Origin of the sequence: Azospira restricta, assembly GCF_016858125.1 — a bacterium.
In the GTDB taxonomy this organism is placed as follows: domain Bacteria; phylum Pseudomonadota; class Gammaproteobacteria; order Burkholderiales; family Rhodocyclaceae; genus Proximibacter; species Proximibacter restrictus.
In genome coordinates this window covers 1,402,425-1,415,920 of the sequence record NZ_CP064781.1, presented here as the reverse complement: position 1 = coordinate 1,415,920, position 13,496 = coordinate 1,402,425, and the positions used below count along the sequence as shown (strand labels likewise).

13 protein-coding genes are annotated in these 13,496 nt (G+C 69.2%); 10 read left to right on the top strand and 3 right to left on the bottom strand.

Going from position 1 to position 13,496, the window contains the following annotated elements:
- The first annotated feature begins 40 nt into the window (after positions 1 to 40).
- A complete protein-coding gene (gene yjgA / locus IWH25_RS06920; RefSeq protein ID WP_203388590.1) occupies positions 41 to 580 on the top strand; it encodes a ribosome biogenesis factor YjgA in 540 nt (179 codons plus the stop codon).
- The gene (mog, locus tag IWH25_RS06915) at positions 567 to 1,169 is read left to right on the top strand and encodes a molybdopterin adenylyltransferase (protein ID WP_203388589.1); all 603 of its coding nucleotides are present in this window, start codon (positions 567 to 569) and stop codon (positions 1,167 to 1,169) included. The genes yjgA and mog overlap by 14 nt, the downstream gene beginning before the upstream one ends.
- Here the strand turns inward: mog and IWH25_RS06910 are convergent, their stop codons facing one another.
- Positions 1,170 to 2,714, bottom strand: coding sequence for a hypothetical protein (locus tag IWH25_RS06910; protein WP_203388588.1), 1,545 nt, complete (start codon positions 2,712 to 2,714; stop codon positions 1,170 to 1,172). It abuts the gene before it with no gap.
- A gap of 195 nt (positions 2,715 to 2,909) precedes the next feature.
- Between IWH25_RS06910 and IWH25_RS06905 the strand changes: the two genes are divergently transcribed.
- From IWH25_RS06905 to folA, 3 genes are read left to right on the top strand one after another with little or no spacing between them, the layout of a single operon-like run.
- Positions 2,910 to 3,704, top strand: a complete 795-nt coding sequence (locus IWH25_RS06905; protein ID WP_203388587.1) for a thymidylate synthase — start codon at positions 2,910 to 2,912, stop codon at positions 3,702 to 3,704.
- Positions 3,705 to 3,707: 3 nt separating this feature from the next.
- Complete coding sequence (gene pgi, locus IWH25_RS06900; RefSeq protein ID WP_203388586.1) at positions 3,708 to 5,306, top strand: glucose-6-phosphate isomerase; 1,599 nt, start codon at positions 3,708 to 3,710, stop codon at positions 5,304 to 5,306.
- On the top strand, positions 5,303 to 5,785 hold the full coding sequence (gene folA / locus IWH25_RS06895; RefSeq protein ID WP_203388585.1) for a type 3 dihydrofolate reductase: 483 nt from the start codon (positions 5,303 to 5,305) through the stop codon (positions 5,783 to 5,785). Before pgi ends, folA begins: the two co-directional genes overlap by 4 nt.
- 12 nt (positions 5,786 to 5,797) lie before the next feature.
- Here folA and IWH25_RS06890 read toward each other — a convergent pair whose 3' ends face one another.
- Positions 5,798 to 6,379 (bottom strand): hypothetical protein, encoded by a 582-nt coding sequence (locus tag IWH25_RS06890; RefSeq protein WP_203388584.1) that lies wholly within the window; start codon positions 6,377 to 6,379, stop codon positions 5,798 to 5,800.
- Positions 6,380 to 6,532: 153 nt separating this feature from the next.
- Here IWH25_RS06890 and dusB point away from each other — a divergent pair, with 153 nt between their 5' ends.
- From dusB to hemF, 5 genes are all read left to right on the top strand, one after another.
- Positions 6,533 to 7,570, top strand: coding sequence for a tRNA dihydrouridine synthase DusB (gene dusB / locus IWH25_RS06885; RefSeq protein WP_203388583.1), 1,038 nt, complete (start codon positions 6,533 to 6,535; stop codon positions 7,568 to 7,570).
- A gap of 41 nt (positions 7,571 to 7,611) precedes the next feature.
- A complete protein-coding gene (locus IWH25_RS06880) occupies positions 7,612 to 7,848 on the top strand; it encodes a Fis family transcriptional regulator (protein ID WP_203388582.1) in 237 nt (78 codons plus the stop codon).
- Between the two features lie 8 nt (positions 7,849 to 7,856).
- The gene (gene purH, locus IWH25_RS06875) at positions 7,857 to 9,449 is read left to right on the top strand and encodes a bifunctional phosphoribosylaminoimidazolecarboxamide formyltransferase/IMP cyclohydrolase (RefSeq protein ID WP_203388581.1); all 1,593 of its coding nucleotides are present in this window, start codon (positions 7,857 to 7,859) and stop codon (positions 9,447 to 9,449) included.
- A gap of 15 nt (positions 9,450 to 9,464) precedes the next feature.
- Entirely contained in the window at positions 9,465 to 10,742 is a 1,278-nt protein-coding gene (gene purD / locus IWH25_RS06870) for a phosphoribosylamine--glycine ligase (protein WP_203388580.1), read from the top strand.
- Between the two features lie 98 nt (positions 10,743 to 10,840).
- Positions 10,841 to 11,743, top strand: a complete 903-nt coding sequence (gene hemF, locus IWH25_RS06865) for an oxygen-dependent coproporphyrinogen oxidase (protein WP_338022728.1) — start codon at positions 10,841 to 10,843, stop codon at positions 11,741 to 11,743.
- Positions 11,744 to 11,753: 10 nt separating this feature from the next.
- Here the strand turns inward: hemF and IWH25_RS06860 are convergent, their stop codons facing one another.
- Positions 11,754 to 13,391: a GGDEF domain-containing protein gene (locus tag IWH25_RS06860; protein ID WP_203388579.1), complete on the bottom strand. Its 1,638-nt coding sequence runs from the start codon at positions 13,389 to 13,391 to the stop codon at positions 11,754 to 11,756.
- Positions 13,392 to 13,496: the final 105 nt, after the last annotated feature.

The following is a 13,496-nucleotide window of genomic DNA, read 5'->3' as shown; positions in this document are numbered from 1 at the left end:
CTATCATAGCAGCCCGCCCCAGCCCACCCCGAAGCACGCCATGTCCACCGCCGACGACCGCGAACCCCTGTCGAAAACCCGCAAGAAGCAGCAGATGGAAGCGCTGCAGGAACTCGGCGAGGAACTGGCGGGGCTGCCCGCCGACAGCCTGAAGCGGATCGACATCCCCGAGCACCTGCGCGATGCGCTGCAGGAAGCGCAGCGGATGAACAGCCACGGCGCGAAGCGGCGCCAGCTGCAATACGTCGGCAAGCTGATGCGCGACCTCGACCCGGAACCGATCCGCGCCGCGCTCGCCAACCTGCGCGGCGAATCGGCGACGGAAGTGGCGCGCATGCACCGCATCGAGCGCCTGCGCACGCGGCTGATGGCAGACGAGCAGACGCTCGCCGAGATCGTCGCGGCCTTCCCCGGCGCCGACCTGCAGCACCTGCGCGCGCTGCGCCGCAGCGCGCTGAAGGAGCAGGAAGGGCAGAAGCCGCCGCGCAGCTACCGCGCGATCTTCCAGGAACTGAAGGCGCTCGACGCGGGCAAGGATGCCGCCAGCGGCGCCTCCGGAGACGACCATGACAGCGACTGACGCGGCCACGCAAACCCTGCTGATCGGCCTGGTCTCGATCAGCGACCGCGCCTCGCAGGGCGTCTACGAAGACAAGGGCATCCCGGCGCTGCGCGACTGGTTCGGCCGCGCACTGAGCTCGCCGTGGCGGATGGAGACGCGGCTGATCCCGGACGAGCAGGCAGTCATCGAAAGCACGCTGATCGAGCTGGTCGATACGGTCGGCTGCCATCTGGTGCTGACCACCGGCGGTACCGGCCCGGCGCCGCGCGACGTCACGCCGGAAGCCACGCTCGCCGTCGCCGACCGGGTGATGCCGGGCTTCGGCGAGCAGATGCGGCAGATCAGCCTCGCCTTCGTGCCGACCGCGATCCTGTCGCGCCAGGTCGGCGTGATCCGCAAGCAGGCGCTGATCCTCAACCTGCCGGGACAGCCGAAGGCTATCCAGGAAACGCTGGAGGGGCTGAAGGACGCCGACGGCCAGCCGAAGGTGCCGGGCATCTTCGCCGCCGTGCCCTACTGCCTCGACCTGATCGGCGGACCCTACATCGACACCGACGAAACGGTGGTCAAGGCCTTCCGGCCGAAGTCGGCGATCCGCGCGAAGTAGTCAGGACTCGACCAGCTCGCGGTAGCGGGCGATCTCGAAGTCGGCACCGCTCTCGATCAGCTCGATCGGCGTCAGCAGGTAGCGCTTGTCGCCGCTGGCGTACTCCAGGCTCTCGCGGATGTCGAAGGTGGCGTGCGGCAGCACCAGCCGCACCTCGCCCGGCGCGCGATCCTCCGGCAGGCGGATGCCGGGCACGCCGCTGCCCACCGAATAGGTCGCCGAACGCGGCCGCAGCTCGATCGCGGTCGCCTGCCGCGCCAGCGTCTGGATGCCGACGCCAGCCTGCGTCTCGCTGTCGCGCGAGAAGCGGCGGACGATACCGAGCACCCAGTTGTCGCCGCCCTCCGGCTGCATGCTGATCAGCGAGCCGACCTTCAGCCAGTCGCCGCGCAGGTTGTCGACCGCGGCGCCGAAGCCGCCGAGGCTGACGTTCTCGACCACCCAGCTCTCCGCCGCACGCTCCTTGCCGACGCGGGCGACCTCGCCGGCAAAGACCGTGAAGCTGTCGTCGAAGCCGTGCAGCACGGCCAGCCGCGTCTTCACGTTGTGCCGCGGGTGTTCGCGCTGCGGCGGCTGCGGCGCCCAGTACAGCGCCAGGTGGCGCAGCACCGGCAGCACCGTCTTCGCCTGGTACTGCCCGCCGAGATGCAGGTCGGTCGGCACCTCGCCGCGCTCGACGTGACGGATCAGCTCGTCGAGCGCCTTGGGCACCGCGCCCGGGGAGAAGAAGCGCAGCGTCGGCGTCATCGCCGACGGCACCTTGGCCATGCGCATCGGCGGTTGCGCCTTGGCGGCGTCGACCCAGTAGACGCCCTGCTCGTGTCCATCGGGCGAGAACGCGAAGCCGGACTGGAAATGCGCGATCAGGCGATCGGCCAGCTCGATTTCGAGCGGCAACAGGCTGTCCATCGACGAGGCATGGAAAGCCAGCACATGCAGGTATTCGCCGGCGACGGTGGTCGACCCGGGCACATTGGGATAGAGCTGCAGCGGCTTCTGCGCGACCTTGCCGGCCTCGGCGATCAGGTAGGCACGGCCGAGCCGGTGCCAGAGGTTGGCTTCGATCGGGCCGTAGCGGAACTCCATCCATTTCACCTGCTGCCCGAGCGCGGCGATGGTGCGCGCGGCGACCAGCGGCAGCGCACCGCGCAGCGCCTCGGCACCCTTTTCGCCGCCTTTGTCGCCGCTACCCTTGTCCGCCAGCGCCGTCAGGCAGCGCTCGCAGACCGCGGCGAGCAGTCCCCAGTAGCCGAAATTGGCCGACCACAGGCGCTTCTCCTCGGCGCGCGACAGCCGCGGCGTGCCGAAGTAGTCGCGCGCCAGCCGCTTCAGGTGCGGTTGCACGGCGTCGTCGAGCTGGCGGGCGACATCGAACAGCAGGTCGACGCGGAAGTCCTCGGCGTTCGCCAGCGACTCCAGCCAGCCGGCAATCTCGTCGACCGCCTTGAAGGCGTTATCCGGCGGCAGTTCGGCGAGAACCCGCTTTACCTCCTTGGCGTCGGCCAGCGGATGATCCGGCCGCGACGAGAATAGATTGAGAATCATGCTGAGCCCCCTCCGCAGTCGCCGCCCGGTCCGGCCGACCTTGTCGTTAAGCCGCCAAGTCTAGCGAGCGGAAGCGCCCCCGGGCAAGCCCGTTATTCAATATTCATGGCCGCGGCCGGGTTGGCGGCCGCCGCCGAATTCGCCGAATTCAATTAGAATGCCCGTTCGATTCTCACACCGACCCAAGCAATCCCCATGCAGCAATATCTCGACCTGATGCAGCACGTGCTGACGCACGGCAATGCCAAGACCGACCGCACCGGCACCGGCACGCGCTCGGTGTTCGGCTGGCAGATGCGCTTCAACCTCGAGGACGGCTTCCCGCTGCTGACGACGAAGAAGCTGCACCTCCGTTCGATCATCCACGAACTGCTGTGGTTCCTCGCCGGCGATACCAACATCAAGTACCTGCAGGACAACGGCGTCCGCATCTGGGACGAGTGGGCCGACGCCAACGGCGACCTCGGCCCGGTCTACGGCCACCAGTGGCGGCACTGGCAGACCGCCGACGGCCGCGAGATCGACCAGATCGTGCAGCTGGTCGAGGGCCTGAAGAAGAACCCGGACTCGCGCCGACACCTGGTCAGCGCCTGGAATCCCGGCGACGTCGAGCACATGGCGCTGCCGCCGTGCCACGCGTTGTTCCAGTTCTACGTCGCCGACGGCCGCCTCTCCTGCCAGCTCTACCAGCGCAGCGCCGACATCTTCCTCGGCGTGCCGTTCAACATCGCCTCCTATGCGCTCTTGACGCTGATGCTGGCGCAGGTCTGCGGCTACCGGCCAGGCGACTTCGTGCACACGCTCGGGGACGCACACCTGTACAGCAACCATCTGGAGCAGGCGAAGCTGCAGCTGACGCGCGCGCCGCGGCCGCTGCCGACGATGCGGCTGAACCCCGAGGTCAAGGACATCTTCGCCTTCCGCTTCGAGGACTTCACGCTCGAAGGCTACGACCCGCAGCCCCACATCCCGGCGCCCGTCGCCGTCTAGCCCATGACCCGGAGCATCGCCGACACGCCCGCCTGGCAGGCGCTCACCCGACACGCGGCGACGCTGCGCCCGAAACACCTGCGCGACCTGTTCGCCGAAGACCGGGAACGCTTCGCGCGCTTCTCGCTCGAAACCGACGGCCTGCTCTTCGACTACTCGAAGCAGCGCATCGACGCGCAGACCATCGCCCTGCTCGCCGATCTGGCGACGGAAGCCGACGTGCGCGGCTGGATCGCGCGCATGTTCGCCGGCGACGCGGTGAACGGCAGCGAGGGCCGCGCCGCGCTGCACACCGCGCTGCGCAGCAGCGCCGCGTCGCTGGTGACGCCGGCCGGCGAGGACGTGATGCCGGCGGTCCGAGACAGCCGCCAGCGCATGCGCGACTTCTGCGACGCGGTGCGCAGCGGGCGACTGCGCGGCTATTCCGGCGAGCCGATCCGCGCCGTCGTCAACATCGGCATCGGCGGCTCCGACCTCGGGCCGCGCATGGCGACCGCGGCGCTGGCCGCGTTCGCCCACCCGGCGCTGCGCATCCACTACGTCTCCAACCTCGACGCCGCCGACCTGGCGCCGGTGCTGGAGAACCTCGACCCGCGCAGCACGCTGTTCATCGTCGCCAGCAAGACCTTCACGACGCTGGAAACGCTCGCCAACGCGAAGAGCGCCCGCGACTGGCTGCTGACCGCCTCCGGCGACGCCGCCGATGCGGCGATGGCGCAGCAGTTCGCCGCAGTCACCGCCAACGCCGGCGAGGCGCTGCGCTTCGGCGTCGCCCCCGGCAAGCTGTTCGAATTCCGCGACTGGGTCGGCGGCCGCTTCTCGCTGTGGTCGCCGGTCGGCCTGCCGCTGGCGCTGGCGATCGGCATGGACGGCTTCGAGCAGATGCTCGCCGGCGCCGAGCGCATGGACCGCCACTTCCGCGACGCGCCGACCGAACGTAACCTGCCGCTGCTGATGGCGCTGCTCGGCATCTGGAACATCGACTTCCTCGGCGCCTGGAATCTGTCGATCTCGCCCTACACGCAGTCACTGCGCTGGCTGCCGGAGTACCTGCAGCAGCTGGACATGGAATCGAACGGCAAATCGCGGCGCCCGGACGGCACGCCGGTCGGCGTGCACACCGCGCCGGTGGTCTGGGGCGGCGCCGGCAGCAATACGCAGCACGCCTACTTCCAGCTGCTGCACCAGGGCGGCTGGCTGATCCCGAGCGACTTCATCGCCTGCGCCGCCAGCGACTATCCGCTCGCCGGCCACCACGAGAAACTGCTCGCCAACTGCCTGGCGCAGGCCGAGGCGCTGGCCTTCGGCAGCGACAACGGCGACCCGCTGCGCGCCTGCCCCGGCAACCAGCCGTCGTCGACGCTGCTGCTGCCGCGGCTGACGCCGTTCACCCTCGGCCAGCTGGTCGCCGCCTACGAGCACAAGGTCTGCGCGCAGGCGGCGATCTGGGGCATCAACCCCTTCGACCAGTGGGGCGTCGAACTCGGCAAGCAGCTCGCCGCCCGCCTGCTGCCGGCAATCGAGTCCGGCGCAGCGGTCGCCACCGACCCCTCGACTGCCGGGCTCGCCGCCTGGCTGCGCCGCCACCGGAGTCCGGCATGACCATCCTCTCGCTGATCGCGGCGATGGACCGCGAGCGCCTGATCGGGCGCGACAACGCGCTGCCCTGGCACCTGCCGGAAGACCTGCGCCACTTCAAGACGACCACACTCGGCAAGCCGGTGATCATGGGGCGCAAGACCTGGGAATCGCTGGGCCGGCCGCTGCCCGGCCGGCGCAACATCGTGGTCAGCCGCAACGCCGGCTACCGGGCCGACGGCGGCGAACTGGCGACCTCGCTGGAAGCCGCGCTGGCGCTGTGCGCGGACGCGGAGGAAGCCTTCGTCATCGGCGGGGCCGAACTCTACCGGCAGGCGCTGCCGCTCGCGCAGCGCATGTACCTGACGGAAGTCGACGGCCGCCACGAGGGCGACGCCTGGTTCCCCGACTTTCCCGCAGACCAATGGCGCGAAACCGCGCGCGAGGCGCACGTCAGCGCCGGCGGCATCGGCTTCGCCTTCGTGCGCTACGAGCGCCGTTGAACGCCCGCGCCGCTAGCGGCGCCCCTCCAGCCGGTTGAATTCCTCCAGGCAGCGGCCGAGTGCCTGCCCGTAGTCCTGCGGATTGCTGCCGCTGACCGCGCAGCCGCCGCCGGGGCCGGGAACGATCACGGACGCCTCCTCCCGCTGCGCCGGCGCCGGCTTTTTCTCGGCGATCTTCGCTGCGGCCGGCGGCGCTGCCGCCGCGCCGGCGACCGGCACAGCCGCCGCCGGCGACACGGCCTCGACGGCCGGTTGCGGCGCGGGCGGCGCCGGCGCGACCGGCGGCGCCAGGCGCCCGGTTTCCAGGATTTCCCGGTGCGCCTGCCGCGCCGCCTCCAGCTTCGCCAGGTTGTCCGCGTCGTGCGCCGCCGCCTGCGCGCGTGCGGCCCGCGCCTTCTCCTGTGCCGCGGCCTGCGCGGCGGCCTGTGCCTTGCCTTGCGCGTAGAACGCGACCCCACCGGCGATCAGCAGCGCCAGCAGCGCGACGATGCCGATCAGCGCCAGCAGGAAGGTGCGGCGCGGCAACACGAAGCGGCTCGGCGCATCGCCGCCGCCTTCGTCGCCATTCCCCGGTCCTGCCTCAACGGCCTGCATAAGATTCCTCGTCGACGACCACATCCACCATAGGAATCATTACGGCAGCAAACAAGGAATCTGAAGCCCCGCCGGCACGCCGAGCTGACTATTTTTTAGGCAGCAGTTGCGGTACAATCCGCGCCTTCCCCAGCCCGACCCCTCGTTTCCGCCATGGAATTCTGCGGTTTCACGCTCCGCAACAACCTCTTCGTCGCGCCCATGGCGGGCGTCACCGACCGGCCGTTCCGCCAGCTGTGCAAGACGCTCGGCGCCGGCCTCGCGGTGTCCGAGATGGTCACCTCGAATTCGCTGCTCTACGGCAGCGCGAAGACGATCCGCCGCGCCAACCATGCCGGCGAGGTCGAGCCGGTGTCGGTGCAGATCGCCGGCGCCGACCCGCAGATGATGGCCGACGCGGCGCGCCACAACGTCGCCAACGGCGCGCAGATCATCGACATCAACATGGGCTGCCCGGCGAAGAAGGTGTGCAACGTGATGGCCGGCTCGGCGCTGCTGCGCGACGAACCGCTGGTCAAGCAGATCCTCGACGCCGTCGTGCAGGCGGTGCCGGACACGCCGGTGACGCTGAAGATCCGCACCGGCTGGGACAGCCACAACCGGAACGCGCTCGCCATCCTGAAGATCGCCGAAGGCGCCGGCATCCGCGCGCTGGCGATCCACGGCCGCACGCGCTGCCAGCAGTACACCGGGCAGGCCGAATACGACACCATCCGCGCCGTCAAGGCGGCAGCCCGCATCCCGATCATCGCCAACGGCGACATCGGTTCGCCGGAGAAGGCGAAGGCGGTGCTCGACCACACCGGTGCCGACGCGGTGATGATCGGTCGCGCCGCACAGGGCCGCCCGTGGCTGTTCCGCGAAATCGAGCATTTCCTGAAGACCGGCGAGCACCTGCCGCCGGCGCGCGTCGACGAGATCCACGCCATCCTCGGCGCGCACCTGGAGGACCTCTACAGTTTCTACGGCATCGAAACCGGCGTGCGCGTCGCCCGCAAGCACATCGCCTGGTACACCAAGGGTCTGGTCGGCTCGGCCGCCTTCCGCCACGCGATGAACCAGCTGCCGACGCTGGAGCTGCAGCGGCAGGCGGTCAACGATTTCTTTTTCAGCCTCGCCGAGCAGGGCGAGCACCTTCGCTACACCGAGAGCGACAGCAGCAACGAAGCACCCGACGCGCTCGCTGCCTGAGCGGCGCCGGCAGCAAACAACAACTAAAGGGGAAGGCCACGATGGCCCGTAACAACGACATATCGGCGTGCGTCGCCGGCGCATTGGAAAAATACTTTCGCGACCTCGACGGCGAGATGCCGTCCGCGATCTACGACATGGTGCTGAAGAACGTCGAGAAGCCCATGCTCGAAGTGGTCCTGCAGCAGGCCGGCGGCAACCAGACGCTGGCGGCGGAGATGCTCGGCATCAACCGCAACACGCTCAGGAAGAAACTCACCGAATACCAACTGCTTTGATGCCCGCCATGAAAATCCGCCAAGCCCTCCTTTCCGTCTCCGACAAGACCGGCGTCCTCGACTTCGCCCAGGGGCTCGCCGCCCAGGGCGTCAAGCTGCTGTCCACCGGCGGCACCGCCAAGATGCTGCGCGATGCCGGCCTCGCCGTCACCGAGATCGGCGACTACACCGGTTTCCCGGAAATGCTCGACGGCCGCGTCAAGACGCTGCACCCGAAGGTGCACGGCGGCATCCTCGCCCGCCGCGACCTCGCCGAGCACATGGCGACGATCGAGCAGCACGGCATCCCGACCATCGACCTCGTCTGCGTGAACCTCTATCCGTTCGCCGCGACGATCGCCAAGGCCGGCGTCACGCTCGAAGACGCGATCGAGAACATCGACATCGGCGGCCCGGCGATGGTCCGCTCGTCGGCGAAGAACTACGCCGGCGTCGCCATCGTCACCGACCCCACCGACTACGCGCCGCTGCTCGCCGAAATGAAGGCGAACGACGGCGGCCTGCAGCTCGCCACCCGCTTCAACCTGGCGAAGAAGGCGTTCACGCACACCGCCCGCTACGACAGCATGATCGCCAACTGGCTGACCGGCCTCGACGACGGGGCCGAAGCCAAGCCGGCCGAGGCCGCACCGACACCGTCGATCTTCCCGGCCAAGCTGCAGCTCGCCTTCGACCGCACCGAGATCCTGCGCTACGGCGAGAACTCGCACCAGAGCGCCGCCTTCTACCGCGACGCCCAGCCGCTGCCGGGCAGCATCGCCGCCTACACGCAGCTGCAGGGCAAGGAACTCTCGTACAACAACATCGCCGACGCCGATGCGGCGTGGGAATGCGTGAAGGCCTTCGACGCCCCGGCCTGCGTCATCATCAAGCACGCCAACCCGTGCGGCGTCGCCATCGACGCGAACCTGCTCGGCGCCTACGAAAAGGCCTTCAAGACCGACTCGACTTCGGCCTTCGGCGGCATCATCGCCTTCAACGGCGAAGTCGGCCTCGATGTCGTCAATGCCATGAACGAGCGCAAGCACTTCGTCGAAGTGCTGATCGCCCCGGCCTTCAGCGCCGAAGCCAAAGCCGCCCTCGCTTCCAAGCAGAACCTGCGCGTGCTGGTCGTGCCGCTCGGTCGCGACCTCAACAAGCTCGAACTGAAGCGCGTCGGCGGTGGCCTGCTGGTGCAGACGCCGGACAACTTCACCGCGCAGGCCGCCGGCCTCAAGGTGGTGACGAAGAAGCAGCCGACCGCGCAGCAGATCGAGGATCTGCTCTTCGCCGAGCGCGTCGCCAAGTTCGTGAAATCGAACGCCATCGTCTTCTGCGGCGGCGGCATGACGCTGGGCGTCGGCGCCGGCCAGATGTCGCGCGTCGATTCGACCAAGATCGCCAGCATCAAGGCGCAGCACGCCGGCCTCGAACTGAAAGGCTCGGTCGTCGCCTCGGACGCCTTCTTCCCGTTCCGCGACGGCGTCGACGTGCTGGCCGAAGCCGGCGCCGTCGCCGTCATCCAGCCGGGCGGCTCGATGCGCGACGAGGAAGTCATTGCCGCGGCCGACGAGCATGGTCTGGCGATGGTCTTCACCGGCGCCCGCCACTTCCGCCATTGATCTGAGAGAAGCCATATGAAACTCCTCGTCATCGGTTCCGGCGGCCGCGAGCACGCGCTGGCCTGGCGCCTGGCCAAGACGCCCGGCCTGCAGAAGGTCTTCGTCGCCCCCGGCAACGCCGGCACGGCGCGCGAGCACGAGCTGCAGAACGTCAACATCACCGACCCGGCAGCGCTCGCCGACTTCGCCGAGATGGAAGGCGTGCATCTCACCGTCGTCGGCCCGGAGGCCCCGCTCGCCGCCGGCGTCGTCAACGTCTTCCGCGCCCGCGGCCTGAAGATCTTCGGGCCGACCAAGGAAGCGGCACAGCTCGAATCGTCGAAGGACTTCGCCAAGCGCTTCATGGCCCGGCACAAGATTCCGACCGCGGCCTTCGAGACCTTCTCCGACACCGCCGCCGCGCACGCCTACATCGACCGCATGGGCGCGCCGATCGTCATCAAGGCCGACGGGCTGGCCGCCGGCAAGGGCGTCGTCGTCGCCATGACGCTGGCAGAAGCGCACGCCGCCGTCGACGACATGCTCGCCGGCAACAAGCTGGGCGACGCCGGCGCCCGCGTCGTCATCGAGGAGTTCCTCGACGGCGAGGAAGCCAGCTTCATCGTCATGGTCGACGGCAAGAACGTGCTGGCGCTCGCGTCCAGCCAGGACCACAAGCGCATCGGCGACGGCGACACCGGCCCCAACACCGGCGGCATGGGCGCCTACTCGCCGGCGCCGGTCGTCACGCCGGAGATCCACGGCAAGGCGATGCGCGAGATCATCCTGCCGACGGTGCAGGGCATGATGAAGGACGGCATCCCCTACACCGGCTTCCTCTACGCCGGCCTGATGATCGGCAAGGACGGCAGCGTCAAGACGCTGGAGTTCAACTGCCGCATGGGCGACCCGGAAACGCAGCCGATCATGATGCGGCTGAAGTCGAACCTGGCCGACCTGCTCGAACACGCCGTCGCCGGCACGCTCGACCAGGTCGAGGCCGAGTGGGACCGCCGCGTCGCGCTCGGCGTCGTGCTCGCCGCCGCCAACTATCCGGACACGCCGCAGAAGGGCGACGTCATCCTCGGGCTGCCGGCCGGCAACAGCTTCGGCGAGGACGCGCACGTCTTCCACGCCGGCACCGCCGACAAGGACGGCCAGGTCGTCACCAGCGGCGGCCGCGTGCTCTGCGTCACGGCGCTCGGCGAGAACGTCAAGCTCGCGCAGAAGCGCGCCTACGAGGCGGCCGCCGCGATCAGCTGGGACGGCATGCAGTTCCGCAAGGATATTGGCCACCGTGCAGTAGCGCGGTGAGCGGCTAGCGCGCGAACGCCCGCCAGACCGGAACCAAATCGGACGAGGGCGGCCGAAGGAAGCTTCGGACCGCCCGTTTTTTTGCCCACGGAGATGCAATGTCGATCGACACCACTCGCCTCAAGGACTACTTCACCGGCCTGCAGTCGCGCATCGTCGCCGAACTGGAGGCCGTCGACGGCCAGCCCTTCCGCAGCGATTCCTGGCAGCGTCCGGAGGGCGGCGGCGGCGTCTCGCGGCTGATCGAGCAGGGCAACTTCTTCGAGCGCGGCGGCGTCAATTTCTCGCACGTCACCGGCACCTCGCTGCCCGCCTCGGCCACCGCCGTGCGCCCGCAACTCGCCGGCCGCGCCTGGGAGGCGATGGGCGTCTCGCTGGTGCTGCACCCGGAGAATCCGTACTGTCCGACGGCGCACATGAACGTCCGCTGCTTCGTCGCCCGCAAGGACGGCGAGGACGACGTCTGGTGGTTCGGCGGCGGCATGGACCTGACGCCGTATTACGCGGTCGAGGAGGACGTGCGCCACTTCCATGCCACCTGCCGGGCGGCGCTGGCGCCGTTCGGCGCCGGCGTGCATGCGAAGTACAAGCAATGGTGCGACGAGTACTTCTTCCTGAAGCACCGCAACGAGCCGCGCGGTGTCGGCGGCGTCTTCTTCGACGACCTGAACGAAGGCGGCTTCGAGCGCTGCTTCGCGCTGACGCAGGCGGTCGGCGACGCGTTCACGACAGCCTACCTGCCGATCCTCGCGAAGCGCCGCGACATACCGTATGGCGAGCGCGAGCGCGACTTCCAGGCCTATCGCCGCGGCCGCTACGTCGAGTTCAACCTGGTCTGGGACCGCGGCACGCTGTTCGGCCTGCAGTCCGGCGGGCGCACCGAATCGATCCTGATGTCGCTGCCGCCGCTGGTGAAGTGGCGCTACGACTGGCGGCCGGAGGCCGGCACGCCGGAAGCCGAGCTGTACGAGAAATACCTGCCGCCGCGCGACTGGGTCTGAGCGTCGCTGCTCAGGCCGCCTCGACGCGATTGCGGCCGCCGGCCTTGGCCCGGTACAGCGCGCGGTCGGCACCGGCGAGCAGGCCTTCGGCGCTGGTCGCGTCGCCCGGATAGGTGGCGAGCCCGACCGACATCGTGCAGTGGATCTCGATCTCGCCGTGCCGCGTCGCCTGCGCGGCAAAGGCCTCGCGCCACTGTTCGGCGCGGCGGCGGGCATTGTCCCCGGCCATCCGCGGCAGCACCAGCACGAATTCCTCGCCGCCGAAGCGGCAGGGCACGTCGCCCTCGCGCGCCTGCTCGTGCAGCAGCCGGCCCAGCGCCTGCAGCACGCGGTCGCCGGCCTTGTGGCCGTAGGTGTCGTTCACCGCCTTGAAGTGGTCGAGGTCGATCATCGCGACGCTGACCGGATAGCCTTCGCGCACCGCGCGCGCCAGCTCGCGCTCGAGCACCTCATCCAGGTAGCGGCGGTTGTAGAGCCCGGTCAGCGGGTCGTGCACCGCCTGCTCCTGCAGCTGCTTGTGCAATGCGCTGATCTCGGCGAGGTTGGCGACCAGCCGCTCGTTGGCTTCACGCAGCTGCGCGTCGACCGACAGCAGGCGGCGGTTGACGCGGATGAAATAGCCGGCGACGGAGAGCACCGCGCCGACCGCGAGCAGCGCGCCGAGCAGCACCGGCACCACCCAGGCCGGCGCCGCCGGCGGCCGCGGGTCGTAGACGAAACCCGCCAGCGCCGCCTGCGATTTGACCAGGCCGGCCTTGATGAACGCGTCGGCCATGTGCTGCCAGCGCCCCGGATTCATGTGGCCGATCTCGATCAGGTCGGGCAGGATCAGGCTGCGCATCGCCGCCGCCTCGAACTCCAGGTGTTCGCGCGACTTGCTGACGCCGTACTTGGCGAGCAGCAGATCGATGATTTCCGCCGGATGCTCCATCGCGTAACGCCAGCCCTTCAGCGTCGCGCGGCGGAAGGCCTGGACCCGCGCCGGGTTGTCGCGCACCTCGGCCTCGCTCGTAAACAGCACGTCGCTGTAGAAGTCGACGCGGTAGCTGCGCGGATCGATCACGGTGAAGTCCACCTGCTGCTGACGCAGGTAGAACGGCTCGTTGGTCAGGTAGGAGTTGAACGCGTCGACCTTGCCGCTGAGCAGGTCGTTGAAGTCGTAGCTGCTCGGCAGGATGTTGACCTGCGACGGCGAGATGCCCTCGTTCAGCAGCATCGTCAGGAAGTCGGCGTCGGCGTTGCCGTCCATCAGCATCACCCGCTTGCCGATCAGGTCGTGCGCCGACGCGATTCCGGAATCGCGGCGCGCGATCAGCACCGACGGCGAATGCTGGAAGATCGCCGCCAGCGCCACCAGCGGCTGGCCGAGCAGGCGCTGATGGAGGATCTCGCTGTTGCCCTCGGCGTACTGCGCGCGGCCGGCGAGCACTTCCTTGACCGGCTGCCGCCCCGGCGAGCCGGCATGGATCCGCACCTCGAGCCCCTCCTCGCGGTAGAAGCCTTTCTCCAGCGCAGCGTAGTAGCCGGCGAACTGGAACTGGTGGTGCCAGCGCAACTGGAAATCGATGACGCTCTCCGGCGCCGCCTGGTCGGCCTGTGCAGCGACCGCCCCGGCGAGGAGAAGACATCCCAGCAGCCACCGCAGCACCCGAGCCCGCATCGCCGTCGGCTCCCAGACATGGAGGGTAGGCCGTGCCGCCGGCGCTTCCCGGCGGCAGGACACGGAAAAAGTATGCGCGCGGCAAACCGGCGC